General features: G+C 74.1%; 27 protein-coding genes and 1 riboswitch. Of the genes, 17 read left to right on the forward strand and 10 right to left on the reverse strand.

Annotation, left to right across the window (positions count from 1 at the left end; all coding sequences use genetic code 11):
* Positions 1-112: 112 nt before the first annotated feature.
* The 5 genes from C1708_RS23940 to C1708_RS23960 all read left to right on the forward strand — a co-directional run bounded on the left by C1708_RS23940 (position 113) and on the right by C1708_RS23960 (position 4,406).
* Positions 113-556, forward strand: coding sequence for an SRPBCC family protein (locus C1708_RS23940; RefSeq protein ID WP_106414597.1), 444 nt, complete (start codon positions 113-115; stop codon positions 554-556).
* 138 nt (positions 557-694) lie between these two features.
* Entirely contained in the window at positions 695-1,846 is a 1,152-nt protein-coding gene (locus C1708_RS23945; RefSeq protein ID WP_106416465.1) for an ArsA family ATPase, read from the forward strand.
* A gap of 58 nt (positions 1,847-1,904) precedes the next feature.
* Positions 1,905-2,477, forward strand: a complete 573-nt coding sequence (locus C1708_RS23950; protein ID WP_106414598.1) for a DUF5304 domain-containing protein — start codon at positions 1,905-1,907, stop codon at positions 2,475-2,477.
* A 117-nt stretch (positions 2,478-2,594) separates the two neighbouring features.
* Complete coding sequence (locus C1708_RS23955) at positions 2,595-3,548, forward strand: ROK family glucokinase (RefSeq protein WP_106414599.1); 954 nt, start codon at positions 2,595-2,597, stop codon at positions 3,546-3,548.
* 99 nt (positions 3,549-3,647) lie between these two features.
* Complete coding sequence (locus C1708_RS23960) at positions 3,648-4,406, forward strand: endonuclease/exonuclease/phosphatase family protein (protein ID WP_106414600.1); 759 nt, start codon at positions 3,648-3,650, stop codon at positions 4,404-4,406.
* A 6-nt stretch (positions 4,407-4,412) separates the two neighbouring features.
* Here C1708_RS23960 and C1708_RS23965 read toward each other — a convergent pair whose 3' ends face one another.
* Positions 4,413-4,997, reverse strand: a complete 585-nt coding sequence (locus tag C1708_RS23965; protein WP_106414601.1) for a hypothetical protein — start codon at positions 4,995-4,997, stop codon at positions 4,413-4,415.
* On the reverse strand, positions 4,990-5,787 hold the full coding sequence (locus tag C1708_RS23970) for an alpha/beta hydrolase (RefSeq protein WP_106414602.1): 798 nt from the start codon (positions 5,785-5,787) through the stop codon (positions 4,990-4,992). Before C1708_RS23970 ends, C1708_RS23965 begins: the two co-directional genes overlap by 8 nt.
* A gap of 198 nt (positions 5,788-5,985) precedes the next feature.
* On the opposite strand from C1708_RS23970, the gene C1708_RS23975 reads away from it, so the two are divergent.
* The 4 genes from C1708_RS23975 (at position 5,986) to C1708_RS23990 (ending at position 9,877) form a co-directional block, all read left to right on the forward strand.
* Complete coding sequence (locus C1708_RS23975) at positions 5,986-6,789, forward strand: lysophospholipid acyltransferase family protein (protein ID WP_106416466.1); 804 nt, start codon at positions 5,986-5,988, stop codon at positions 6,787-6,789.
* 35 nt (positions 6,790-6,824) lie between these two features.
* Positions 6,825-8,078, forward strand: coding sequence for a MacS family sensor histidine kinase (gene macS / locus C1708_RS23980; RefSeq protein ID WP_106414603.1), 1,254 nt, complete (start codon positions 6,825-6,827; stop codon positions 8,076-8,078).
* Positions 8,075-8,767 (forward strand): response regulator, encoded by a 693-nt coding sequence (locus C1708_RS23985; RefSeq protein ID WP_106414604.1) that lies wholly within the window; start codon positions 8,075-8,077, stop codon positions 8,765-8,767. The genes macS and C1708_RS23985 overlap by 4 nt, the downstream gene beginning before the upstream one ends.
* Positions 8,768-8,881: 114 nt before the next feature.
* Positions 8,882-9,877: a 2-hydroxyacid dehydrogenase gene (locus C1708_RS23990; protein WP_106414605.1), complete on the forward strand. Its 996-nt coding sequence runs from the start codon at positions 8,882-8,884 to the stop codon at positions 9,875-9,877.
* Positions 9,878-9,952: 75 nt separating this feature from the next.
* Here the strand turns inward: C1708_RS23990 and C1708_RS23995 are convergent, their stop codons facing one another.
* Together C1708_RS23995 and C1708_RS35955 are read right to left on the reverse strand one after the other, a co-directional pair.
* Entirely contained in the window at positions 9,953-11,863 is a 1,911-nt protein-coding gene (locus C1708_RS23995; RefSeq protein ID WP_106414606.1) for an anthranilate synthase family protein, read from the reverse strand.
* A 106-nt stretch (positions 11,864-11,969) separates the two neighbouring features.
* A complete protein-coding gene (locus C1708_RS35955; RefSeq protein ID WP_106414607.1) occupies positions 11,970-12,242 on the reverse strand; it encodes a trp operon leader peptide in 273 nt (90 codons plus the stop codon).
* Between C1708_RS35955 and C1708_RS24005 the strand changes: the two genes are divergently transcribed.
* A complete protein-coding gene (locus C1708_RS24005; RefSeq protein ID WP_106414608.1) occupies positions 12,197-13,552 on the forward strand; it encodes a class II 3-deoxy-7-phosphoheptulonate synthase in 1,356 nt (451 codons plus the stop codon). The genes C1708_RS35955 and C1708_RS24005 overlap by 46 nt on opposite strands.
* A gap of 163 nt (positions 13,553-13,715) precedes the next feature.
* Positions 13,716-13,955 (forward strand): (2Fe-2S)-binding protein, encoded by a 240-nt coding sequence (locus C1708_RS24010; protein ID WP_198602578.1) that lies wholly within the window; start codon positions 13,716-13,718, stop codon positions 13,953-13,955.
* Positions 13,956-13,972: 17 nt separating this feature from the next.
* Here the strand turns inward: C1708_RS24010 and bfr are convergent, their stop codons facing one another.
* Positions 13,973-14,491: a bacterioferritin gene (gene bfr / locus C1708_RS24015; protein WP_106414610.1), complete on the reverse strand. Its 519-nt coding sequence runs from the start codon at positions 14,489-14,491 to the stop codon at positions 13,973-13,975.
* Positions 14,492-14,676: 185 nt separating this feature from the next.
* Here bfr and C1708_RS24020 point away from each other — a divergent pair, with 185 nt between their 5' ends.
* Positions 14,677-15,324: a sulfite oxidase-like oxidoreductase gene (locus C1708_RS24020; protein WP_106414611.1), complete on the forward strand. Its 648-nt coding sequence runs from the start codon at positions 14,677-14,679 to the stop codon at positions 15,322-15,324.
* A gap of 13 nt (positions 15,325-15,337) precedes the next feature.
* Here C1708_RS24020 and C1708_RS24025 read toward each other — a convergent pair whose 3' ends face one another.
* From C1708_RS24025 to thiO, 5 genes are all read right to left on the reverse strand, one after another.
* A complete protein-coding gene (locus C1708_RS24025; protein ID WP_106414612.1) occupies positions 15,338-16,216 on the reverse strand; it encodes a deoxyribonuclease IV in 879 nt (292 codons plus the stop codon).
* A gap of 48 nt (positions 16,217-16,264) precedes the next feature.
* Complete coding sequence (pknB, locus tag C1708_RS24030; RefSeq protein ID WP_106414613.1) at positions 16,265-18,199, reverse strand: Stk1 family PASTA domain-containing Ser/Thr kinase; 1,935 nt, start codon at positions 18,197-18,199, stop codon at positions 16,265-16,267.
* 110 nt (positions 18,200-18,309) lie between these two features.
* Positions 18,310-19,104, reverse strand: a complete 795-nt coding sequence (locus tag C1708_RS24035) for a thiazole synthase (protein WP_106414614.1) — start codon at positions 19,102-19,104, stop codon at positions 18,310-18,312.
* A 2-nt stretch (positions 19,105-19,106) separates the two neighbouring features.
* Positions 19,107-19,328, reverse strand: coding sequence for a sulfur carrier protein ThiS (gene thiS, locus C1708_RS24040; protein ID WP_106414615.1), 222 nt, complete (start codon positions 19,326-19,328; stop codon positions 19,107-19,109).
* Positions 19,325-20,491 carry a glycine oxidase ThiO gene (thiO, locus tag C1708_RS24045; protein WP_106414616.1) on the reverse strand — a complete coding sequence of 389 codons (1,167 nt, stop codon included), beginning with the start codon at positions 20,489-20,491 and terminating at the stop codon, positions 19,325-19,327. Before thiO ends, thiS begins: the two co-directional genes overlap by 4 nt.
* Positions 20,489-20,600, reverse strand: a riboswitch (TPP riboswitch). Its footprint overlaps the gene before it by 3 nt.
* A 94-nt stretch (positions 20,601-20,694) precedes the next feature.
* Here thiO and C1708_RS24050 point away from each other — a divergent pair.
* The 5 genes from C1708_RS24050 (at position 20,695) to C1708_RS24070 (ending at position 25,418) form a co-directional block, all read left to right on the forward strand.
* On the forward strand, positions 20,695-21,930 hold the full coding sequence (locus tag C1708_RS24050; RefSeq protein ID WP_106414617.1) for an NAD(P)/FAD-dependent oxidoreductase: 1,236 nt from the start codon (positions 20,695-20,697) through the stop codon (positions 21,928-21,930).
* 91 nt (positions 21,931-22,021) lie between these two features.
* Positions 22,022-22,387, forward strand: coding sequence for an Rv2175c family DNA-binding protein (locus C1708_RS24055; protein ID WP_006131264.1), 366 nt, complete (start codon positions 22,022-22,024; stop codon positions 22,385-22,387).
* Between the two features lie 355 nt (positions 22,388-22,742).
* A complete protein-coding gene (gene thiE / locus C1708_RS24060) occupies positions 22,743-23,402 on the forward strand; it encodes a thiamine phosphate synthase (protein WP_106414618.1) in 660 nt (219 codons plus the stop codon).
* A gap of 118 nt (positions 23,403-23,520) precedes the next feature.
* On the forward strand, positions 23,521-24,444 hold the full coding sequence (gene metF / locus C1708_RS24065) for a methylenetetrahydrofolate reductase [NAD(P)H] (protein ID WP_106414619.1): 924 nt from the start codon (positions 23,521-23,523) through the stop codon (positions 24,442-24,444).
* A 56-nt stretch (positions 24,445-24,500) separates the two neighbouring features.
* The gene (locus C1708_RS24070) at positions 24,501-25,418 is read left to right on the forward strand and encodes an SCO2102 family sporulation regulator (protein ID WP_106414620.1); all 918 of its coding nucleotides are present in this window, start codon (positions 24,501-24,503) and stop codon (positions 25,416-25,418) included.
* Positions 25,419-25,459: the final 41 nt, after the last annotated feature.

The raw sequence follows: 25,459 nt of genomic DNA on the forward strand, positions 1-25,459 counted from the left end.
GGTGAGCTCGGCCGGCGCGTCGCGCGATAGCCTTCCGCTGCACGCGCGTGCGCTGTCCGGCCCACGCACGGCGAGGACGACCTACCGGCCCGCATCTGGAGGAGCCACGGCGATGGCGGAACACACCAGCTCGAGCATCACCATCGAGGCGGCACCGGCCGACGTGATGGGGGTGATCGCCGACTTCGCCCGCTACCCGGACTGGACGGGCGAGGTGAAGGAGGCGGAGGTCCTCAGGACCGACGCCGAGGGCCGCGCCGAGCAGGTGCGCCTGGTCATGGACGCCGGCGCGATCAAGGACGACCAGACCCTGGCGTACACCTGGAGCGGCCCGCACGAGGTCTCCTGGACGCTGGTGAAGTCCCAGATGCTCCGCTCCCTCGACGGCTCCTACGTCCTCACTCCGGCGGGCGCGGGCGCGACGGAGGTCACCTACCGGCTGACCGTCGACGTCAAGATCCCCATGCTCGGCATGATCAAGCGCAAGGCGGAGAAGGTCATCATCGACCGCGCGCTGGCGGGCCTGAAGAAGCGCGTGGAGTCCGGCGCCGAGTAGCCGCCTCCGGCGCGCGTCCTCCCGGGCACGCCCCCAGCGCACCGTGGTACCGGGCGCGCGGCCCGGCCCCCGGACCGGACGCCCGGCCGCGAGGCGCGCGTGCCGGACGCGTGCGGCCGGCCGGTAGCGTTCACCTCCATGCGCACCCTCCTGATCACGGGTCCCGGCGGCAGTGGCCGCACCACTGTCGCGGCCGCCACCGCGTACGCCGCCGCCCGGGGAGGCGTCCGCACGCTGTTGCTCGGGACCGACCCGGCGGACAGCCTGGGGCCGGTGCTCGGGGACGTGGACGCGCCGGGGCTCACCGTGCGGCGGATCGATCCGGACGCGGGGTTCCGGGCGGACCTCGCCGCGCTGCAGGAGCGTGCCGGCGGTGCGCTGGACCTGCTCGGCGCCTCCCGCCTGGCGCCCGAGGAGACCAGCCCGCTCCCCGGCGCCGAGGAACTCGCCGTGCTGCGCGCCCTGCGGGACGCCGCCGCCTCCGAGGAGGCGTACGACCTCCTCGTCGTCGATCTTCCGGCCACCCCGCGGGCCGTCTCCCTGCTCGCCCTGCCCGAGGAGCTCCGCCGTGTCCTGCGCCGGCTGCTGCCGCCCGAGCGGCAGGCGGCCCGCGCGCTGCGGCCGGTGCTCGGGCGGCTCGCCGGCGTCCCGATGCCCGCGGAGTGGATCCACGAGACCGCCGCCCGCCTCGACCTCCAGCTCGCCGCCGTCGAGGCCCTCCTCGCGGACCGCGGCACCGCCGTGCGCCTGGTCGCCGAACCGGGACCCGCCGGCGCCGACGCCCTGGGCACCGCCGTCCTCGGCGTCGCCCTGCGCGGACTGCGCCTGGACGCGGTCGTCGCCAATCGCGTCCTGCCGGAGGACGCCGCCGCCGGCTGGCTGGCCGGGCCCGTCGCCCAGCAGCGCAAGGTCCTCGACGAGTGGCGTGCGGAGCACGCCGTGCATCCCGTCGCCCACCTCGGCCGCGACCCGCGCGGCGCCGACGACCTCGCCGCCCTCGCGGTGCCCGCCGCCCCCGCGGCCACCGGACCCGTCGAGTGGCCGGTCGACGACCGCATCCAGGAGGACGGCGTCCTGGTCTGGCGACTCCCCCTGCCCGGCGCCCGCCGCGACGCCCTCGACCTCGTCCGCCGCGGCGACGAACTGACCGTCACCGCCGGGCCGTTCCGCCGCGTCGTGCCGCTGCCCTCCGCGCTGCGCCGCTGCACCGTCGACGGCGCCGCCCTGCGCGAGGGCGAGCTGCGCGTCAGGTTCCGGCCCGATCCGGAGCTCTGGCCGCGCACCCGGTGAAGCAGCGGCGGCCGTTCGGGTACCGTCGAGGGGGCCACCCGCAGTCAAGGAGTCCGTCATGAGCGAACAGCTCCCCCCGCCCGACGACACCGGGAACGAGGCCGGGAAGCAGGCCGGTGACGACATCCCCGGCACGCCGGCGGACGACGCCCGCACGGACCGCGCCGAGACGCCCGCCGAAGTGCCCTCCGAGGTGCACGCCGACGCCTGGGCCACCGCCGCCGCCGAGGACCTCGAGGCGGAGCGGGCCCGCCGCCGCGCCCGCCACGGCACGCCGCCCGGCTCCGCCGCCGAGGAACTGAGGAAGCTCGTCGACGCGGTCGCCGACAAGCTCTCCGAACTGCCGTCCCCGCTGCTCGGCGCGGTCGCCGGACCCGCCGCCCAGCAGGCCGTCCGCCAGGTCGTGCAGCAGGCGAAGGCGGCCGTCGAGCCCGTCATCGAACGCAACCCCGACGTGTTCGACCACCTCGCCGCCGCCGGCAGCGAACTCCTCGCCGCCTACCGCTCCGCGGTGCAGGACCAGGAGCGCCGCTGGACGGCGCGCGACACCCCGCCCCGCGATCCCGGCGAGCGCCGTGACCGCGGGGACGACCCCGGCACCGGCCCCGGCGAGCGCATCGACCTGGACTGAGCGCACCCCGGACCCTCCCGGCCGCGCGGGGCCGCCCGGCCTGCGGACACAAGGACGGCGAGCCCGTCCCCTCGGGTACCGTTGGCGTAGCGGGGCTCGACCGGAACTGAGGGATTCATGGGACTCACCATCGGCGTCGACATCGGCGGCACCAAGATCGCGGCCGGCGTGGTCGACGAGGAAGGCACCATCCTCTCGACCCACAAGGTGCCGACCCCGGGCACGCCCGAGGAGATCGTGGACGCCATCGCCTCCGCGGTGGAAGGGGCACGCGCCGGACACGACATCGTCGGCGTGGGCATCGGCGCGGCCGGATACGTCAACCGCCAGCGCTCCGAGGTCTACTTCGCCCCCAACATCCACTGGCGCAACGAGCCGCTCAAGGAGAAGGTCGAGGCCCGCGTGGGCCTCCCGGTCGTCGTGGAGAACGACGCCAACGCGGCGGCCTGGGGCGAGTACAAGTTCGGCGCGGGCAAGGGCCACCGCAACGTCATCTGCATCACGCTCGGCACCGGCCTCGGCGGCGGCGTGATCATCGGCAACAAGCTGCGCCGCGGCCACTTCGGCGTGGCCGCCGAGTTCGGCCACATCCGCATGGTGCCGGACGGCCTGCTGTGCGGCTGCGGCTCGCAGGGCTGCTGGGAGCAGTACGCCTCCGGCCGCGCCCTCGTCCGCTACGCCAAGCAGCGCGCCAACGCCACCCCGGATCAGGCCCAGACCCTGCTCTCGCTCGGCGACGGCACCCCCGAGGGCATCGAGGGCAAGCACGTCTCCATGGCCGCCCGCCAGGGCGACCGGGTGGCCGTCGACTCCTACCGCGAACTGGCCCGCTGGGTCGGCGCGGGCCTGGCCGACCTGGCCTCCCTGTTCGACCCCTCCGCCTTCATCGTCGGCGGCGGCCTCTCCGACGAGGGCGAACTGGTCCTCGGTCCGATCCGCAAGTCGTACCGCCGCTGGCTGGTCGGCGGCAACTGGCGTCCGGTCGCCGACGTCCTCGGCGCCCAGCTCGGCAACAAGGCGGGCCTGGTCGGCGCGGCGGACCTCGCCCGCGAGCCCGACCCGATCATGTGACGGCACACCGGCACCCGGCGGCGCCCGCCCGACCCTCCCCCGGAGGGAACGGCGGGCGTCGCCGTCTCCCGGACGGCCGCGCGGCGTATCTTGATCCGCATGGCGACGACTCCGCTGCTTCCCGGGTCCCGGACCGACGCCGACGGCTCGGCCGTCGTCCGGGTGCTCAGCTACAACATCCGCTCGATGAAGGACGACACCGCCGCCCTCGCCCGGGTGATCGGCGCCTGCGCGCCCGACCTGGTGCTGCTCCAGGAGGCGCCCCGCTTCTTCCGCTGGCGCAAGAAGCTCGCCCGGCTCGCCTCCGACTCCGGCCTGGTGATCCTCTCCGGCGGGGCCACCGCCGCCGGGCCCGCCCTGCTGTGCTCCCTGCGCGCCACCGTCGAACGGACCGAGGACGTGCTGCTGCCGCTCACCCCGGGGCAGCACCGGCGCGGCTTCGCCACCGCCGTCGTGCGGTTCGGCGGGGCCCGGCTCGGCGTGCTGAGCTGCCACCTCTCCCTGCACGCCGGCGAACGCCACGAGCAGGGCGGGATGCTGCTGGACCGGGTGGCCGGGATGGGCGTGGACCACGTCGTCGCGGGCGGGGACCTCAACGACGAGCCGGCCGGGCGCACCTTCCGGCGGCTGGCCGGCGCCCTGACGGACTGCCGCACCGCCGCGCCCTGGGGCGGCGAGCACACCTGGGTGCGCAGCGACCCGCCCAAGCGCATCGACGCCCTGTTCGTCACGAAGGGCGTCGAGGTGCTGGGCTGCGGCGTGCCGTACGACCAGCCCGGGGTGACGGAGGCGGACCTGCGGGCGGCCACCGACCACCTGCCCGTACTGGCCGCCCTCGCCGTGCCCGCGGCTGTCTGACGGCGGTCAGACCACCGCGCCCCGGCCCGGATCGTCGTCGTCCTCGTCGTCCGGGCGCATCCGCATCACCAGCGTGACCGCGCCGCCCAGGAAGCCGCCGATGCACAGGGTGGTCAGCCACCAGGACATCTCCCAGCCCAGCAGGATCGCCAGCAGGAGCAGCACCGGGGCGCCCAGCACCCCCAGCCAGGCGAACCTGGAGGTCGCGTCCCCCTCCGGCAGCGGCGGCGGCTCCGGCGGCACGAAGTGGCCCTCGTCGCTCTCGTCGAGGTCCTCCTCCGCCGGCTCGGCCACGCTGTAGTCGCGTGGGCCGACCCCCGGCGCGAAGGACACGGAGCCGCCCAGCGGCCTGGCCGGCGGCTCCTCCTCCGCCTTCCGCGGCGGCGCCTTGGTCCCGGCGCCGTCCTCGTCGTTGGTCTCGGCCTCCAGCAGCGCCAGGTCCTCCACCGACTTGAACGGCTTGGCGCCCGGCGGGTCCGGCGGCTCCTCGCCGTACCCGGCGACGATCGCCTCCCACGCGGCGGCCTCGTCGAAGGGGACGCCCTTGTCCTCCGGCTCGCGGCCCTCACGGTCCGCGTCGTGGTCAGCCACCTGTGGTCGTCCCTTCCTCGCCGGGACCGGGCTCCCTGACGGCGCCGGGCGCGAGCCGGCCGATGAACGCGGTGCTCTCCCGGAAGATCAGCTCCGCGTCGTGGTCCAACGTCGCCACGTGGTAGCTCCGTTCCAGCAGGATCTCCGTCACGTCCACCGACGACACCCGGGAGAGGACGCGCGCCGAGTCCGCGGGCGGCACCACATGGTCCTGCGGGCTGCGCATCAGCAGCAGCGGCTGCGTGACCTGGGGCAGCTCACGGTCGACGATCCGGAAGAAGGTCCGCAGCGAGTGCGCCGCGTGCAGCGGCACCCGGTCGTACCCCAGCTCCCTGGTCACCGGCTTGGCGATGTCGCTCGCGATGCCCTTGGTCGCCGGGACGAGATGACGCAGCACCGGAAGGGCGTGCGCGGTCACACCGTGCACCTTGTTCGCCGGGTTGACGACCATCACGCCGCTCACCGCGTCGCCGTGCCGCGCCGCCAGCCGCAGCGCCAGCGCGCCGCCCATCGACAGTCCGGCCACGAACACCCGCGCGGAGCGGTCCCGCAGCAGCCGCAGCTCGCGGTCCACCTCCGCGTACCAGTCCTGCCAGCCGGTCACCCCCAGGTCCTGCCAGCGGGTGCCGTGCCCGGGCAGCAGCGGCAGCGACACGGTCAGCCCGCGCTCGGCGAGATGCTCCGCCCACGGGCGCAGCGACTGCGGCGAACCGGTGAAGCCGTGGCAGAGGAGGACTGCGGTCTCCCCGCCCTCGTGGCGCAGCGGCTCGGCTCCGGTCAGGAGCGGCACGTTCGGCCTCCTGTTCCTGGGGACTCGTGGAAGGTCCGGCACGTCGTCCCGGCCGGCGCGCGGCCGGCACAGGGATTGCAGGACCTTCACCGTACGCGACCGCACTGACACCGACCAGGGCCGTCGGGGCCTCGGACCGCGCTCCGGGATATGGTCTGACCAACACGCACAGGAGGCACTCGGTTGTTGTACGGCACGATGAAGGTCGCCATCGGAGGGCCGCTGAAGCTCGCCTTCAGGCCCTGGGTGGAGGGCCTGGAGAACGTCCCCGCCGAGGGCCCCGCCATTCTGGCCAGCAACCACCTGTCGTTCTCGGACTCCTTCTTCCTCCCCGCGGTGCTGGACCGCAAGGTCACCTTCATCGCGAAGGCGGAGTACTTCACCACCCCGGGCGTCAAGGGCAGGATGACGGCGGCCTTCTTCAAGGGCGTCGGCCAGCTCCCCGTGGACCGTTCCGGGGCGCGCGGCGCCGGCGAGGCCGCGATCAAGAGCGGCATAGAGGTGCTGGAGCGCGGCGAGCTGTTCGGGATCTACCCCGAGGGCACCCGCTCGCCCGACGGCCGCCTCTACCGCGGCAAGCCGGGCGGCCTGGCGCGCGTGGCGCTGGCCACCGGGGCGCCGGTCATCCCGGTCGCCATGATCGACACGGAGAAGATCCAGCCCCCGGGGCAGGTCGTGCCCAAGCTGATGCGCCCCGGCATCCGGATCGGCAAGCCCCTCGACTTCACCCGCTACCAGGGCATGGAGCACGACCGCTTCGTGCTCCGCGCGGTGACGGACGAGGTCATGTACGAGATCATGAGACTGTCCGGCCAGGAGTACGTCGACATGTACGCCACCGCCATGAAGCGGCAGCTCGCCGAGGCGGCCAAGGCCGAGAAGGAAGCCGAGAAGGCCGCCAAGGCCGCCCTCGCCCGCGCCGACAAGGAGCAGGCGGAGAAGCTCAGGGCGGCCATGGAGCAGGCGGACCGGGGAGGGACCGGGGGACCGTCCGAGCGGTAGCCGGACCCGGCACGCACCGGGGGGAGTGGGGGGACATGGCCCAGCGCGACAGAGTCATGCGCATGTCGGTCGAGCAGCCGCTGTGGCGCGCGCTCGCCGGCTACCGCGTCCTGGCCATGATCTACGCGGTCGGCCTGTTCGCCGCCGCCCACGACGGGTTCACCCGCCCCTGGCTCGCCGTCGCCTACTTCGCCGTCCTCGGCGTGTGGACCCTCGCCACCCTCCCCAAGGTCGCGAGCGCCGCCGCCTGCACCAAGCCCTTCCTCGCCGTCGACCTCGTCCTCGCGCTCACCGGAATCCTCCTCACCCCCGTCACCGACGCCGTCCAGCGCGTCCACGACGGCGGCCCCACCCTGCCGTCCATCTGGACCGCCGGCTCGGTGCTCGCCTTCGCCGTCAAGGGCGGCTGGCGCTGGGCCGCCCTCGCCTCCACCCTGGTCGCCGTCGCCAACCTGGTCGAGCGCGGCAGCCCCGCCCGCGACACCGTGCACAACGTCGTCCTCGTCTGGGTCGCCTCCATCGCCATCGGCTACGTCGTCGAGGTCGCCCGCGCCTCCGAGCGCACCCTCGCCCGCGCCCTGGAGATCGAGGCCGCCACCCGGGAACGGGAGCGCCTGGCCCGGGACATCCACGACAGCGTGCTCCAGGTGCTGGCGATGGTGCAGCGGCGCGGCGCCGTCATCGGCGGCGAGGCGGCCGAGCTGGGCCGGCTGGCCGGCGAGCAGGAGGTGGCCCTGCGCACCCTGGTCTCCGGCGGCCTCGTGCCCGTCTCCCGGGCCTCCGAGGACACCGCCCGGGGCGCCGTCGTACGGACCGTGGAGGAGGACGGGCCGGAGGACGACGGGCCGGAGGACGACGGGCCGGTGGACCTGCGGTCCCTGCTCGCCCCGCACGCCGGGTCGAGGGTCGGCCTCGCCGAACCCGGCGCGCCCGTGACGCTCGCCCCGGACGCCGCGCGCGAGGTGGCCGCCGCCGTCGGCGCCGCCCTGGACAACGTCCGCCGGCACGCCGGGGAACAGGCCCGCGCCTGGATCCTGGTGGAGGACGAACCGGACGAGGTGATCGTCACCGTCCGCGACGACGGCCCCGGCATCCCCGAAGGACGGCTCGCCCAGGCCGAGGGGGAGGGCCGGCTCGGCGTGGCCCTGTCCATCCGGGGCCGGCTGCGCGACCTCGGCGGCAGCGCCGAGGTGATCTCGGTGCCCGGACAGGGCACGGAGGTCGAACTCAGGGTGCCCAGGCGCCGGCAGGAGACCAACGACCCGCGGGGGAAGGCGGAACAGCGATGAACAGGACGACCGGCACCACCGGCACGCCGATCAGGGTGATGGTGGTCGACGACCACCCGATGTGGCGGGACGCCGTCGCCCGCGACCTCTCCGAGTCCGGCTTCGAGGTCGTCGCCACCGCCGGCGACGGCGACCAGGCGGTCCGCCGGGCCAGGGCCGCCGTCCCCGACGTCCTCGTCCTCGACCTCAACCTGCCCGGCAGGCCCGGCGTGCAGGTGTGCAAGGAGGTCGTCGCCGCCCACCCCTCCGTCCGCGTGCTGGTGCTCTCCGCCAGCGGCGAGCACGCCGACGTCCTGGAGGCCGTGAAGTCCGGCGCCACCGGCTACCTGCTCAAGTCCGCCTCCACCGAGGAACTGCGGGACGCCGTGCGCCGCACCGCCACCGGCGACCCGGTGTTCACCCCCGGCCTCGCCGGACTGGTCCTCGGCGAGTACCGCCGCCTCGCCTCCGAACCGGCCGCGCCCGCCGCCGGCGGCGGCGAGCGGAAGGCGCCCCGGCTCACCGAGCGCGAGACCGAGGTGCTGCGCCTGGTCGCCAAGGGCCTGAGCTACAAGCAGATCGCCGAACGCCTCGTCATCTCGCACCGCACCGTGCAGAACCACGTCCAGAACACCCTCGGCAAGCTGCAGCTCCACAACCGGGTGGAACTCGTCCGGTACGCCATCGAGCGCGGCCTCGACGACGAGTAGCCGCTCCGACGTCCCGCACCGGCACCGCGGCCCATCAGGCCCGAGCGTCCCCGCCCACGGCCCCGTATCCTCACCCACACGGAAAGAAACCGGCGCACACCCCGGGAGGGGCCCGTGGAACTGCTCGCCTTCGGCGTACAAGCCGACGAGAAGCCCCTCATCGAGCGGGCCTTCGCGGACCACCACGCCGTCCGCGGCCTGGACGTCTTCCTCAACACGGACACCGCCCCCATCGCCGCCGGCCACGAGGTCATCTCCACCAGCGTCAACTGCGACCTCGGCGCCGACGTCCTGTCCGGTCTCGCCGCCGGCGGCACCCGGATGGTCGCCCAGCGCTCCACCGGCTTCAACAACATCGACCTGGACGTCGCCGACCGCCTCGGCATCACCGTCGCCCGCGTGTCGTCGTACTCGCCGTACTCCGTCGCCGAGTTCGCGTGGACCCTCGCCATGGCGGTCAACCGCCGGATCGTCCGCGCCTCCACCCGCACCCGTGACTTCGACTTCCGGCTGGACGGGCTGATGGGCCGCGACCTGCACGGCCGCACCGCCGGTGTGCTCGGCACCGGGAAGATCGGCGAGGCGTTCGCCCGTATCGCGCACGGCTTCGGCATGCGGCTGCTCGGCTGGGACGTCGCCGAGAACCCCGCCTGCCGCGAACTCGGCATGACGTACGTCCCCAAGGAGCGGTTGCTCGCCGAGTCCGACCTGGTCAGCCTGCACGTCCCGCTGCTGCCGGAGACCCGGCACCTCATCGACGCGACCGCGCTGAAGACCATGCGGGACGACGCGATCCTGGTGAACTCCAGCCGGGGCGGCCTCGTCGACACCGCCGCCCTCGTCGACGAACTGCGCGCGGGCCGCTTCACCGGCGTCGGACTGGACGTGTACGAGGCGGAGGCGGGCCTGTTCTTCCTCGACAAGTCCCTGGAGGCCGTCGACGACGACACCCTGGCCCGCCTCGTCACCTTCCCCAACGTCCTGGTCACGTCCCACCAGGCGTACTACACGGTGGACGCCGTCACGCAGATCGTCGCGACGACGGTCGACAACGTCCTCGACTACACCGCGGGCCGCCGCTCCGAGAACGTGCTGGTGCCGCGCGGCTGACGCGTCGTCCCCGCGCGGCCGGGGAGCGCGCCGTCCTGGCGACGGTGGCCCCGTGGCTCCCACGGCACGGAACGGTCACGGCTGCCGGAGCACCGGCTCGGGCATCAGCGCGGCGATGACGGCCGGGCCGTTCAGCGTCAGCACGGACTCGGGATGGAACTGCACGGACGCGAAGCCCGGCCCCCGCAGCGCGTGCACCTCGCCGTCCGCTGAGCGGCTCACCTCGACGCCGTGGGCGGCCAGCTCCCGCGCGGCCTCCTCGTCGCAGTGCGCCACGAAGCTGTTGTAGAAGCCGACCGTCTCCCGCCGCCCGAACAGGTCGATCTCCGTCTGCGCCCCTTGAGACGGCACCTCCTTGCGGACGATGTCCAGGCCCAGCTCGGCCGCGATCAGCTCGTGGCCGAGGCAGACGCCGAGCACGCCGTGCCGGTTGCCGGCGATCGCCCCGGCGGTCAGCTCGCGCAGGAACCGCATCTTCGGGTCGGCCGTGTCGGAGGGGTCGCCGGGGCCGGGGCCCAGCACCAGCGGGCCCTCGTGCGCCGGCACCGCCTCCCGCAGGCCGGGCTCGTCGTAGCGGCGCACGGTGACCTCCAGTCCGGCCGCCCGCAGCACATGGGCGAGCATCGCGGTGAAGGTGTCCTCCGCGTCCACCACCAGCGCGTGCCCGGTCAGCACGTCCGACCGTTCCTGCATCCGCAGCCAGAACGGCGCGAGCGAGGCCCGGCGCCCGTCCAGCGCCGCCCGCACCCGCGGGTCGTCCGCCAGCTTCGGCCGCACCGCCTCCGCGCTCGGCCGCCCGGGGCGCACCCCCAGCGCGGCCAGCACCCCGGCGGCCTTGGCGTGGGTCTCCGCGACCTCACCGGCCGGGTCCGAGCCGCGCACCAGCGTGGCGCCGACCGGCACCCGCAGCCGCCCGTCGGCGTCGATGTCGGCGGTGCGGATCAGGATGGGGGAGTCCAGCGTCTGGGCGCCGCCCTCGTCGCGGCCGAGCAGGGCCAGCGCGCCCGCGTAGTAGCCGCGTCCGCCGGCCTCGTGCCGTTCGATCACCCGGCAGGCGTTCTGCACCGGCGAGCCGGTGACGGTCGCCGCGAACATGGTCTCCCGCAGCACGTCGCGCACGTCCAGCGAGGACCGGCCGCGCAGCTCGTACTCGGTGTGCGCGAGGTGCGCCATCTCCTTCAGCCGGGGCCCGATCACGACGCCTCCCATGTCGCCGACCGTGCACATCATCTTGAGCTCCTCGTCGACGACCATCGACAGCTCCTCGATCTCCTTGCCGTCGGCGAGGAAGCGGAGCAGGTGCTCGGGGGTGGGGCCCTCGGCCGGGTAGCGGTAGGTGCCGCTGATCGGGTTCATCACGACGGTCCCGCCGGACGCCCGCACATGCACCTCGGGGCTGGCCCCGACCAGCGTCCGCCCGCCCGTCCCCCGCCCCCGCCCTTCCGGGGAAGGCCCTTCGGCCCCCTTCTCCTCACCGGTGTGGACGACGAACGTCCAGTACGCGCCCCGCTCGCCCTCCAGCAACCGCCGGAACAGCGCGAGCGCGTCGGCCCGCCCGAACCCGGGGACCGTGCCCCCGTACGTTCTGCGGATCACGAAGTTGGCGCCCTCGCCCCGGCCGATCTCCTCGTCGAGCACGCGCCCGACGATCCGCGCGTACTCCTCGTCGCCGACGTCGAAGCCGCCGCCCTCGACCCGCACGTCATGCGCGGGCAGCGCCTCCAGGACCTCGGCGAGCGGGAACGCGTGACGCTCCTCGGGGGTCAGCACCAGCAGGGGGGTGCCGTCGTCGCGGACGTCGAAGCCGCGCTCGCGGATCTGCCGGAAGGGCACCAGCGCCAGACCCTCGTCGGGCAGGTCGGCCAGGCGTTCGTGGGCCGTCACCGGGCCGATCAGCAGTTCCACCGTGTCGTGGTCGTGGCCGGGGGTGCGGCGGCGCAGCAGGGCGAAGGGGCGGTCGTCGTGGGGGAGCCGTGCCAGGTCCATGGGGCGTTCCTCGTTTCGTCGCTGTCGTGAGCGGTGAGGAACGGCCCCGGAAACCACCGAAGGCCGCCCCTCGGGCGGCCTTCGCGAAGTCGGTGCGTACGCGCAGTCAGTGGGCCGCCGGAGAAGCGGTCCACCACCAGGTGCGGGTCGAGTGCGCGAACATGGACGGCACGCTACACGATCCCGCCCGTGACGCGTGGGCGTCGGCGCCCAGGACGCTCCCCGCCGGCGCGGGAACGGCCGGTTCCGGTCCCGCCCGCCCGGCCGGACGGAGCCGTCTCACTGGATGAGCGGGGCGAAAGGCACGCGAAGCGACCGCGTACTGTGGAGCCCGTGACCGTGAACGCTGATTCTCTGAGCGTCGCCGCACAGGCGACATGGCGGAACCTGCCCGCGGCGCAGCAGCCCGAGTACCCGGATGCCCAGGCTCTGCGCGATGTGATCGCCGAGCTGGAGACGTATCCCCCGCTGGTGTTCGCCGGCGAGTGCGACCAGCTGCGCGCCCGTATGGCGGCGGTCGCCCGAGGCGAGGCGTTCCTGCTCCAGGGCGGTGACTGCGCCGAATCGTTCGACGCGGTGTCCGCCGAGCACATCCGGGCGAAGCTCAAGACCCTGCTCCAGATGGGCGCCGTCCTCACCTACGCGGCCTCCGTGCCCGTGGTGAAGGTCGGGCGGATCGCGGGGCAGTACTCCAAGCCGCGCTCCAAGCCGACCGAGACCCGCGACGGCGTGACGCTGCCGACGTACCGCGGCGACTCGGTGAACGGCTTCGAGTTCACCGAGGAGGCCCGGGTCCCGGACCCCGAGCGGCTGAAGCGCATGTACCACGCGTCGGCGTCCACGCTGAACCTGGTGCGCGCCTTCACCACCGGCGGTTACGCCGACCTGCGCCAGGTGCACGCCTGGAACCAGGACTTCGTGAAGTCCTCGCCGTCCGGCCAGCGCTACGAGCAGCTGGCCCGGGAGATCGACCAGGCGCTGAACTTCATGCGGGCCTGCGGCGCGGATCCGGAGGAGTTCAAGACCGTCGAGTTCTTCTCGTCGCACGAGGCGCTGCTGCTCGACTACGAGTCGGCGCTCACCCGCGTGGACTCCCGCACGGGTCAGCTGTACGACGTGTCGGCGCACATGGTGTGGATCGGCGAGCGCACCCGGCAGCTGGACCACGCGCACATCGAGTTCGCCTCGCGGATCCGCAACCCGATCGGCATCAAGCTCGGCCCGAACACGACGGCCGAGGAGGCGCTGCAGTACATCGACCGCCTCGACCCGGAGCGGGAGCCCGGCCGGCTGACGTTCGTCGTCCGGATGGGCGCGGACAAGATCCGCGACCGGCTCCCCGAGCTGGTGGAGAAGGTGACCGCGTCCGGCGCGACCGTGGCGTGGGTGACGGACCCGATGCACGGCAACACCTTCGAGGCGGCCTCCGGGCACAAGACCCGCCGCTTCGACGACGTGCTCGACGAGGTGAAGGGCTTCTTCGAGGTCCACAAGGAGCTGGGCACCCACCCGGGCGGCATCCATGTGGAGCTCACGGGTGACGACGTCACCGAGTGCGTGGGCGGCGGCGACGAGATCTTCGTCGACGATCTGCACCAGCGCTACGAGACGGCGTGCGACCCGCGGCTGAACCGCAGCCAGTCGCTCGACCTGGCGTTCCTGGTCGCGGAGATGTACCGGGACCAGTGACCGGCTGAGCCGGCCGACGGCGTTGGGGGTGGGGCGTGTCTCACACGGGACCGCGCCCCACCCCCCCTTTTGCGCCCTTCGAGGGCGCAGGTAAGGTTAGGTTTGCCTCACCGGCGGAGGGTCGGTACGGCACGACCCAGCTCTTCGTCGGGAGGTGACCCGCGTGTTCGTCTGCAGCTGCTTCGGCGTGACCGAGGAACAGGTGAGGAGCCACGCGGAAGCCGGCGCCTGCACCCCCCGGCAGATCGCCTCCGTCTGCAAGGCCGGCACGGACTGCGGCGGCTGCGTCCGGCGCATCCAGGCGCTGCTCGGCCGCGGCGCATGCTCCCGGAGCCGGCTCGTCGGCCAGGGTGAGCGGCCGCTCGCGGCGGAGGTCCCGGCGGAGGTCCCGGAAGCCGCGTAGGCGGTCTCCCGGCGCCGTCAGGGCGACTTGAAGCCGTGCGTCCCGGGGCCCGAGGGGTCCGGCTGGGACTGCTCGATGACCGTCGACAGGTAGAGCGCCTCGCCCAGTTTGTCGATCAGCTCCAGCTGGGTGTCCAGGTAGTCGATGTGGAGCTCCTCGTCCGCCAGGATCGCCTCGAAGACGTTGGCCGAGGTGATGTCGTTCTTGTTGCGCATGACCTCGACGCCGCGGCGGAGCCGGTCGATCGCCTCGAGCTCGATCTCGCGGTCGGCCTGGAACATCTCGGTGACGGTCTGCCCGACGCGGACGTGGAACAGCCGCTGGTAGTTCGGCAGGCCGTCGAGCAGCAGGATGCGGTCCGTGAGCAGCTCGGCGTGGCGCATCTCGTCGAAGGACTCGGCGCGGGTGTACTCGGCGAGCTTGGTCCAGCCCTTGTGGTCCTGGAGCTTGGAATGCAGGAAGTACTGGTTGATCGCCGTCAGCTCGGCGGTCAGCTGCTCGTTGAGGAACTCGAGGACCTCGGGATCGCCCTGCATGACACGGGCTCCTTCCGCGTGGGGGGAATGTGCGGGTCGGGGCGCATGATTACACCCGCGCGTAAGATCGTCCAGTAAGTCTTGACTTAGTAAGTAATCCCACACTTAGCCCTTTTTGGTCCCGAATGACCGAATATCGGGAGCCCGGTTCGGGAGCATGGTCACCGGTCTGTCAGGATGGAGACATGGGTCAGCCGGCGGAACGCGAAACGGGGGAGCGCGCGACACGAGGAGCGGCGGATCGCCGGCTCCCGCCGGGACAGCGGCTCCAGAAGGGCTGGCCGGTCACCCACTACGGGCCCGTCCCCAAGTTCCGCCCGGAGCGCTGGGAGTTCCGTGTCTTCGGCGCCACCGCCGACGGCGGGAAGCACTGCTGGAACCACGAGGAGTTCACGGCGCTGCCGTACACCACCGTCGAGGCCGACCTGCACTGCGTGACCAAGTTCAGCATGGTCGGCGCGGAGTGGGGCGGGATCCCGGCGCGCACCGTCGTGGAGATCGCCCCGCCCGCCCCCGACGTGACCCATGTGATGGTGTGGGCGGAGTACGGCTTCAGCTCCAACCTGCGGCTCGCGGACTTCCTGTCCGACCGCACCCTCTTCGCCACCCACAAGGACGGCGAGCTGCTCACCGCCGAGCACGGCTTCCCGCTGCGCCTGATCGTGCCCCACCTGTACGCGTGGAAGGGCCCCAAATGGGTCCGGGGGGTGGAGTACATGACCGCCGACCGCCGGGGCTTCTGGGAGGAGCGCGGCTACCACAACGTCGGCGACCCCTGGAGGGAGCAGCGCTACTCCTACCAGGAGGAACCCGGGGACGGCCCCGAGCTCTGACCTCCCGTACGGCTCAGCCGTCGCGGAGCTTCTTCAGCCGCTCCACGTCCGCCGCGTGCCCCTCCTTGCCGCCGGGCGTCTCGATGACCAGCGGCACGCCCGCGGTCTCCGGGTGCGTCATCAGCGCCCGGAACGGATCCTCGCCGATGTGTCCCGCCCCGATGGGGGCGTGCCGGTCCTTGTGCGCGCCGACGACGTCCTTCGAGTCGTTGGCGTGGATCAGCTTCAGGCGGCCCGCGCCGACGGTCGCCACCAGCTCGTCCAGCGCGCGGTGCGCGCCGCCGGGCGCGGCCAGGTCGTGCCCGGCGGCGAAGACGTGGCAGGTGTCCAGGCACACCCCGAGCCTCGGATGGGCGTCCAGTTCCCGGAAGTACGGGCCCAGGTCCTCGACCAGGGAGCACAGCGAGGCGCCCTGGCCCGCGGTCGGCTCCAGCAGCAGGTACGGGTCGTCGTCGCGGGTCAGCTCGTCCAGCAGCGGCAGCATGTGCTCCCGCACCTGCCGGAGCGCCACGGCCCGCTCGCGTCCGCCGGTCGCGCTGCCGGTGTGCACCACCACGCCCAGCGCGCCGATCTCCCGGGCGCGGCGCAGCGAGTGCCGCAGGGACTCCGCCGACCGCTCGACGGTCGCCGGGGTGTGGGAGCCGAAGTTGATCAGGTAGGGGGCGTGCACGTACGCCGGCATGGACGCCTCGGCGCAGGCCGCGCGGAACGCCTCGTCCTGCGCGGGGCTGCCGGCCGGAGTGGCCCAGCCGCGCGGGTTGGCGACGAAGACCTGCACGGTCTCCGCCCCCAGGTCACGGGCGTAGGACAGGCCGACGGAATGCAGACCGCCGGCCACGGGGACGTGGCTGCCGATCGGGTTGCGGGCGGGGCCGGACGGGTGACTCTTCACCCGTCAAGGGTGTCACGGACGCGCACGTCACCCGGACGGCCCCCGCCGTCAGCCGATCCTGATCGTGATCGTCGAGCCCTCGGGCGCGGTGTCGCCGCCGTCCACCGACTGGTCCTTGACCGTGTCGCGGAACAGGCCCAGCAGACCGCGGTCCTCCTTCACCGAGAACCCGGCCTCCTCCAGCTTCCGCCGGGCCTCGTCCGCCTTGTCGCCGACCACGTCCGGCACCTCGACCATCACCGGGCCCTTGGACAGCGTGAGGGCGACCGTGTCGCCCTCGGCGGCCTGTCCGCCGGCGCCCGGGGACTGCCGGGCCACCCGGCCCGCGTCGTGCTCGGAGTGGACCCGCCCGTCGGCGATCTCCACCTCGAGCCCGGCCTCCTCCAGTTCGGCGCGCGCGTCCTCCGGGTCGTCGCCGGTGACGTCGGGCACCTCCACCGGGCTGCCCTTGCTCACCGTCAGCGCCACCGCGGAGCCCGCGCGGACCTCGGTGCCCTTGCCCGGCTCGGTGGAGACCACCGAGTCCTCGGCGACGGAGTCGCTGAACGCACGGGTCACCATGCCCGGCTCCAGGCCCTCGTCCTCCAGCAGCGACCGCGCCTTGTCCAGCGGGTAGCCGTCCAGGTCGGGCACACGGACGGTCCGCGGGCCCTGGGACACGGTCAGCGACACCGAGGCGCTGCCGCGGACGCGGGCGCCCACCGCCGGGTCGGTGCTGATCACCTTGCCCCGCTCGACGGTGTCGCTGTACTCCTCCTCGACCTCGCCGACGTCCAGCCCGGCCTCGGCGAGCCGGTCCCGGGCCTCCTGCTCGGTCTTCGACAGCAGCGGCGGGACCTCGGTGAACTGCCCGGAATTGATGTACCAGACGCCCGCGCCCAGGCCCAGCACCAGCAGCACGGCCACGACGACCGCCGCGGGCCCGCGGCGCAGCGCCGTGCGGCGACGGGGCGGGAGCGGCGGAGGGGACTGCAGACGGCTGGTGCGGTTCACGGCGTGCGCGCCGCCGTCCTCGTCCTCGTTCACGGGGAGGGGGCGCGGCACGGTGAGCGAGCGCGGGATGACGCTGGTGCGGTCGCCGGCGTTGTCGTGCTCCGCCGAGAGGGCCTGCGGGGGCATCGCGTCGAGCTGCTCGTCGGTGAGCCGGCCACGCACCTCGCGGGCCACGGCGAACAGCGCCACCGCGTCGGCCGGGCGGGCCTCGGGGTCGCGCGCGGTCGCCGCCGCGACCAGCGAGTCCAGCGCGGGCGCCAGACCGGGCACCACCGCCGAGGGCGGCGGCACGTCGTCGTGCAGGTGCTTGTAGAGGACGATCGCGGGGGAGTCACCGTCGTGCGGCTTCTCCCCGGTCAGCATCTCGTACAGCAGGATGCCGCAGGCGTACACGTCGACGCGGGGGTCGGCGGTGCCGTGCTCCATCTGCTCGGGCGCCAGGTACGACACCGTGCCCAGCACGGTGCCCGTGCTGTCGCGGGTGACCGTGTCCACCGCGCGGACCAGCCCGAAGTCGGCGACCTTGACCCGGCCGTCGTCCCCGATCAGCACGTTCTCCGGCTTCATGTCGCGGTGCACGAACCCGGCCCGGTGGGCGGCGCCCAGCGCGGCCAGCACCGGCTCCAGGATGTCCAGCGCGGCCCGCGCCTGCAGCGCCCCGCGCTCCCGCAGCACGTCCCGCAGGGTGCAGCCCGGGATGTACTCCATCGCCAGGTAGACGTACCCCCCGTCGGCGCCCTGGTCGAAGACCTGGACGACGTTGGGATGGGCCAGCCGGGCGACGGACTTGGCCTCGCGGATGAAGCGCTCCACGAAGCCGGCGTCGGAGGCCAGCGAGGGGTGCATCACCTTGAGCGCGAGGACGCGGTCGAGGCGGGCGTCCAGGGCCCGGTAGACCGTGGCCATCCCGCCGACGGCGATCCGCGCGTCGACGCGGTAACGGCCGTCGAGCACCTGCCCGACCAGCGGGTCCTGAAGGGTCGTGTCCACGCAGCGAGTCTACGAGCCCGCGACGACAGCCCCGGCCCGGTCGGCCACCGTTGGAGCGGACCTGTGACCTGTGCGACCCGGCCGCGTCCCGCCGCGGGCCGTCCCGCGGGTCAGAAGGCGGGCCTCTCCGGGTCCAGCACGGCCCGGCCCCCGGCCGGCGAGGACGCCTGCGCGAAGTGACGCCGGGGGATGCGCCCCGCCCGCCGCGCGAGCCGTCCCGCCTCCACCGCGCTCCGCATCGCGGACGCCATCAGCACCGGCTCCTGGGCGCGGGTCACCGCCGACGCCAGCATCACGCCGGCGCAGCCCAGCTCCATCGCCAGCGCCGCGTCGGACGCGGTGCCCGCCCCGGCGTCCAGGATCACCGGCACGCCCGCCCGCTCCACGATCAGCTCGAAGTTGTGCGGGTTGCGGATGCCGAGACCGGACCCGATCGGCGAGCCCAGCGGCATCACCGCCGCGCAGCCCACGTCCTCCAGCTTCCGCGCCAGCACCGGGTCGTCGTTGGTGTACGGCAGCACCGTGAACCCGTCGTCGACCAGCGTCTCCGCCGCGTCCAGCAGCTCCACCGGGTCCGGCAGCAGGGTCCGCTCGTCCGCGACGACCTCCAGCTTCACCAGGTCCGTGCCCAGCGCCTCCCGGGCCAGCCGCGCGGTGAGCACGGCCTCCCCGGCGGTGAAACAGCCGGCCGTGTTCGGCAGCACCTCGACGCCCAGCTTCCGCAGCACCGACAGCACCGACCCCTGCACCGAGGGGTCCACCCGCCGCATGGCGACGGTCGTCAGCTCGGTGCCGGACGCCACCAGCGCCCGCTCCAGCACGTCGAGGCTCGGCGCCCCGCCGGTGCCCATGATCAGCCGGGACGTGAAGGTCCGGCCACCCAGGACGAAGGGATCGTCGGCCATGGTCAGCCTCCTTGGACGGCGGTGAGGACCTCCACCCGGTCCCCTGCGGACAGGGGGGTGGCGGGCCACTGCGCGCGCGGGACGACGGTTTCGTTGAGAGCGGCGGCCACTCCCGAGGGGGCCGCGGTGAGCGACCTCACGACGAGGTCGAGAGCCGTGCCGGGCGGGAACCGCCGGGGCTCGCCGTTGACGGTGACGGTGACCGTGGGGTCCGGGGCGTTCATACGGACTGCTCCGCGAGGACGGGGACGCCGAAGCGCCGGGGGGTGAACGGGAGGGCTTCTTCGGGCAGCTCGCCGGTGGTCAGCACCTGGGCCATGGCGTCGCCGGTCACGGGCGTCAGCAGCACGCCGTTGCGGTGGTGGCCGGTGGCCAGCAGCAGCCCGTCGAGGCCGGTCGGGCCGAGCAGCGGCGCGTTGTCGGGGGAGCCGGGGCGCAGACCGGCGGCCGTCTCGGTGAGCGGCAGCTCGGTGAGGCCCGGCACCAGCTCGTGGGCGTCGCGCAGCAGCTCGTAGACGCCTCCCGCGGTGACCGTGGTGTCCCAGCCCAGCTCCTCGCTGGTCGCGCCGATCACCAGCTCACCGCTCTCGCGCGGCACCAGGTAGACGTGGCTGCCGCGCACCACGGCCCGCACCGTGCGGCTCAGGAACGGCTCGGGGCGGTCCGGCATGGCCAGCCGCAGCACCTGCCCCTTCACCGGCCGCACCGGCGGCAGCACCTCCGGCGGGACGCCCGCCAGCCGCCCGCTCCAGCTTCCCGCGGCCAGCACCACCTGGCCCGCGGCCGCCGCACCGCCGTCCGCCGTGACCACGCCGGTGGCGCGGTCGCGGCGGACGACGAGCCGCTCGGCCCGGGTGCGGTGCAGGGCGACGCCGGCCCGCTCGCAGGCGGTCAGCAGCGCGGACGCCAGCCGGCGCGGGTCGATCTGGTGGTCGCCGTCCACCCGCAGCCCGCCGCGCACGCCCGGCGCGAGCATCGTCTCCAGGCGCCGGCACTCCCGCCCGGTCAGCCACTGCGAGTCCAGGCCGGAGCGCTGGTGCAGGGCGTGCAGCTCGCGCAGGTGGGCGCGGTCGTCGGCGTCCAGCGCCACGGCGAGGGTGCCGCAGCGGCGGTAACCGAGGTCCTGGCCGGTGCACTCGGCCAGCTCGGCCGCGAAGCCGGGGTAGCGGCGCGCCGAGGCCAGGTTGAGGCCCAGCAGCGTCTGCTCGCCGTGGTGCAGTTCGGTGACGGCGGCCAGCATCCCGGCGGCCACCCGGGCGGCGCCCCCGCCCGGCTCGGGGTCCACGACGGCCGTGGCGAGACCGGCCTGCGCGGCCCGCCAGGCCGTGACCAGGCCGATGATCCCGCCCCCGACGACGAGGACGTCCGCGGTACGCGTGGGCGACATGGGCGTCCAGCCCCTCCCTTCGCCGGCATGACCCGGATCAGGTTCGTACGGTCGGAGGCCGCCAGCCTCCCTCTCAGCCCGGTGCGTCCGGACTCCCGCGAGTGCGTGTACGCGGCCACCCTAGCCCGCGCCGCGCCGCACCCGTAAGGGACCCCGCCCGGCAGCGGTCCGGCGTGGCGGGCGCGGGTGTCTATGGTGAGCGGGTGAGCGAGCAGACGCAGGAACCGGGAGGGACCGCGCCGCGCCGGGTCGTGGTGGCGGGCGCGGGCATGGCGGGCGTGCAGACCGCGGCGGCGCTGCGGGAGCGGGGCTTCACCGGCGAGGTGACGCTGATCGGGGCGGAACCCCACCAGCCGTACGACCGGCCGCCGTTGTCCAAGGCGGTGCTGCTGGGCACCGCCGAGAGCTCCGCCTTCGACGTGGACTTCGAGGAGCTCGGCATCGCACTGCGGCTGGGCTGCGAGGTGACGGGCCTGCGCCCCGGCGACCACGAACTGGACACGGAGGCCGGGCCCGTCCCGTACGACGTGCTGGTGATCGCCACCGGCGCGGAACCGCTGCGGCTGCCCGCCGCGGAGGGCGTGCCCGGGGTGCATCTGCTGCGCACCCTGGACGACGCCGAGCGGCTGCGGCCGGTGCTCGCCGCGCGCCACGACGTCGTGGTGGTGGGGGCGGGCTGGATCGGCGCGGAGTTCGCCACGGCGGCCCGCGAGGCGGGCTGCGCGGTCACCGTCGTGGAGGCCGAGGAGCGGCCGCTGGCGGGGGTGCTGCCCGCGGAGGTGGCCGCGCCGATGACCGCCTGGTACGCGGAGGCCGGCGTCACCCTGCGCACCCACGCGCGCGTGAGCGGCGTCGAGCCCGGCGCCGTGCTCCTCGACGACGGGGGCCGGCTGCCCGCCGGCGCGGTGGTCGTCGGCATCGGCGCCCGCCCCGCCACGGCCTGGCTGGCCGGGTCCGGGATCGCCCTCGGGACGCACGGCGAGGTCGTCGCCGACGCGCACCTGGCGACCTCCCTGCCCGATGTGTACGCCGTCGGCGACTGCGCGTCCTTCCCGTCCGCCCGCTACGGCGAGCGCCTGCTGGTCCACCACTGGGACAACGCCCTGCAGGGGCCGCGCACGGTCGCCGCGAACATCGTCGGCGGGACCGCGGGCCGCGAGGTGTACGACCCGGTGCCGTACTTCTGGTCCGAGCAGTTCGGGCGGTTCGTGCAGTACGCCGGCCACCACGCGGACGCGGACCGCACGGTGTGGCGCGGGAACCCTTCCGACCCGGCGTGGAGCGTCTGCTGGCTGCGCGGGGGCCGGCTGGTCGCGCTGCTCGCCGTCGGGCGGCCCCGGGACCTGGCGCAGGGGCGGCGGCTGATCGAGGCGGGCGCCGCGATGGACGCGGAGCGGGTGGCCGACCCGGCGCGGCCGCTGAGATCGGCGGCCGTCTGACACCCCGCCGTTCGGGGTCCGCCGCCGACGCGCCCGCCCGGTGGGACGGGGCTGGCTTCCGACTGTCGGTGGCAGGTGGCAGGCTTGTCCCGTGACCGAGATTGACGCAAAGATCGATGCTCTCGTCCCCGCCTGGCTCACCCTCCCCGACATCGCCGAGAAGCTCGGCGTCGAGGTGACGCGCGTCCGGCAGCTGGTCAAGGAGGGCCAGCTCATCGCCGTGCGCCGGGGGGAGAACCGCGCGCTGCACGTCCCCGCCGCCTTCATCGACGGGGACAAGGTCGTCAAGGGCCTGACCGGAACCCTGACGCTCCTGCGGGACGACGGCTTCACGGTCGAAGAGATGCTGGAGTGGCTCTTCACCCCCGACCCCAGCCTGCCGGGCACGCCCGCCCAGGCCCTCGCGGAGAACCGCGGCACGGAGGTGAAGCGCCGGGCCCAGGCCCTCGCGGTCTGACCGCGCCCGCCCCTGTCCGAGCACCGTTTCCGGCGGCCGGGGCCCACCGCCCCGGCCGCGGACTCCCGCGTGCGGGTTCCGCGGGCGCGGGGCCGTGGGCCTGTCGCGCCCGACACCGACACCGGCGCCGGGCCCTGCCCGCCCCTCGTGCCGGCGAGTTCTCGTGTGCGGGTCCGGTGGGCGCGGGGTGTGCCGCGCGCCCGGGCCGCCGGGCTCCCGGGGCCGAACCGCCGTGCGGTGCTCATGAGGCACCGCATAGGGTTCCGGCGGCAGGTCCGGCCCGAGGCGGGCCGGGCCGCCGGCAGCGCGGGTCCGCCCGGCCCGTGTGCCGCCGAGACGAACCCGGGGGGACCCCATGACCGACAGCCCGCGCGCCCGGCTCGCCGACGCCCGCGTCTACCTCTGCACCGACGCCCGCAAGCGGCAGGGCGACCTGCCGGAGTTCCTGGACGCCGTGCTCGCCGGCGGCGTCGACGTCGTGCAGCTGCGCGACAAGGGCATGGAGGCCGCCGAGGAGCTGGAGCACCTGGCGGTCCTCGCCGAGGCCTGCGCCCGCCACGGCAAGCTGCTCGCGGTCAACGACCGCGCCGACGTCGCCCACGCCGCGGGCTCCGACGTCCTCCACCTCGGCCAGGGCGACCTGCCCGTCCCCGCCGCCCGCGCGATCCTCGGCGACGAGATCCTGATCGGCCGCTCCACCCACGCCGAGCCGGAGGCCGCCGCGGCCGCCGTCCAGCCCGGCGTGGACTACTTCTGCACCGGACCCTGCTGGCCCACGCCCACCAAGCCCGGTCGCCCCGCCCCCGGCCTGGACCTCGTCCGGTACGCCGCCGGGCTCGGCACCGACCGCCCCTGGTTCGCCATCGGCGGCATCGACCTCACCACCCTCGACCAGGTGCTGGACGCCGGCGCCCGCCGGGTGGTCGTGGTCCGCGCCCTCACCGAGGCCGGCGATCCCGGCGCCGCGGCCGCCGAGCTGGCACGCCGTGTGCGGGAGGCGGCGGAGGCCGGCTGACCGGCGCGGCGGGGGCCGCCGTCTCAAGTCTGTCCACATTGTGGACGGCAAGTCGGCAAATCAGACAAATATCTCGCTTCTGGTTGGGGGGCCGCCGACCCGTGGCTACGCTGCCCGTATGGCCCTCGGAACCGCATCCACCAGGACGGACCGCGCACGCACCGTGCGCGACATGCTCGCCACCGGGAGGACGACGTACTCGTTCGAGTTCTGGGCCCCCAAGACGGAGAAGGGCGAGCGGAACCTCTGGAACGCGCTCCGCAGGATCGAGGCCGTCGCGCCCAGCTTCGTCTCCGTCACCTACGGCGCGGGCGGTTCCACCCGCGCCGGCACGGTGAAGGCGACCGAGCGGATCGCCGCCGACACCACCCTCACCCCGGTCGCGCACCTCACCGCGGTGGAGCACTCCGTCGCCGAACTGCGCAACATCATCGGCCAGTACGCCGACGCCGGGATCCGCAACATGCTCGCCGTGCGCGGCGACCCGCCCGGCGACCCGATGGGCGAGTGGGTGCCGCACCCCCAGGGCCTGACCTACGCGGCCGAACTGGTGCGCCTCATCAAGGAGTCGGGCGACTTCTGCGTCGGCGTCGCCGCCTTCCCGGAGATGCACCCGCGGTCCAGCGACTGGGACACCGACGTCGCCCGCTTCGTCGACAAGTGCCGGGCCGGCGCGGACTACGCGATCACCCAGATGTTCTTCCGGCCCGAGTCGTACCTGCGGCTGCGTGACCGAGTCGACGCGGCGGGCTGCGAGACGCCCGTGATCCCCGAGGTCATGCCCGTGACCAGCGTGAAGATGCTGGAACGGTTGCCGAAGCTCAGCAACGCGGCCTTCCCCGACGCCCTCAAAGAGCGGATCCTCGCAGCGAAGGACGATCCGGCGGCGGTACGCTCCATCGGTATCGACTTCGCCACGGAGTTCTGCGCGAGGCTGCTGGCCGAAGGAGTGCCCGGTCTGCACTTCATCACGCTCAACAACTCCACGGCGACGCTGGAAATCTACGAGAACCTGGGTCTGCACCACCCGCCGCAGACCTAGACCGGTCGCACGCGCATACGACACACTGCGTAACGACCACTGGGAGAGGGGCGTACATGGGCTGGGCGGTCCTCTACATCGCGTTCGGCATCGTCGCGCTGTGGTTGCTGGGTGAGGTGCTGCTGCAGTACAAGGCACGCCTGCGCTGGCGGCTGCTCGCCTTCGTCGGGTTCCTCGGCGTCGTGTTCGGCGTGCTGATCCCGTCCGTGGTGGTGATCGGACTGGGCGCCGCGGCCTTCGCCGTCGGGCAGACCTACGTCACGCTGTCGTTCCGCCGCGGCTTCCAGGCCGGCTGGGCGGTCAACGCGCCGATGCTGTCCGCCGCCAAGGGCCGCGGCCGCAAACGCGAGGAACCGACGCTGGAGGTCAGCGGCCTCGAGGCGTCCGGCGACCGCGCCGACGCGTTCGACCCCCGCCCGGAGGCGGCCGGTCACGGCGCCGACGACGACTACGACCACGACGACGTCTTCACCCCCGTGTCCGACCGGCAGACGGCCGCGGAGACCACCGCCGTCTACGAACCGCAGCCGATGCCCGACGACACCGGCTCCTACGGCGTCTACGGCGAGCAGGGCCACGCCGGCCAGGACCAGTACGCCGCGACCGCGCAGACCGCGGACGCCGGCTACGCCTACGACTACTCCGGCTACGGACAGCAGGGCTACGACACCGGCCAGCAGTACGCCGCGTACTCCGAGCCGTACACCGGCAACCCCGGGTACGACGGCGGCGCGTACGACACGGGCTACACGGACCAGCAGTACGCCCAGCAGGGCTACGCGGCCCCGGACCCGTACGCGACGGGCGGCTACGGCGGCGAGACCCCGGCCGGCGGCCTGTGGGTGCCGCAGCAGCGCAGCACCGACGACCCGTACGGCGGCGAACTCCCGCCGGAGCAGCAGTACCCGTACCAGGACGGCGGGCAGCAGCAGGGCGCCAACGGCAGCGGGTACGACGAGCAGTACCGCTTCTGAGCGGGCGGGCGGTCCCGGGCGGTCCCGCGTGGTCCCGCTCA

It is taken from the genome of Streptomyces sp. DH-12 (assembly GCF_002899455.1).
In the GTDB taxonomy this organism is placed as follows: domain Bacteria; phylum Actinomycetota; class Actinomycetes; order Streptomycetales; family Streptomycetaceae; genus Streptomyces.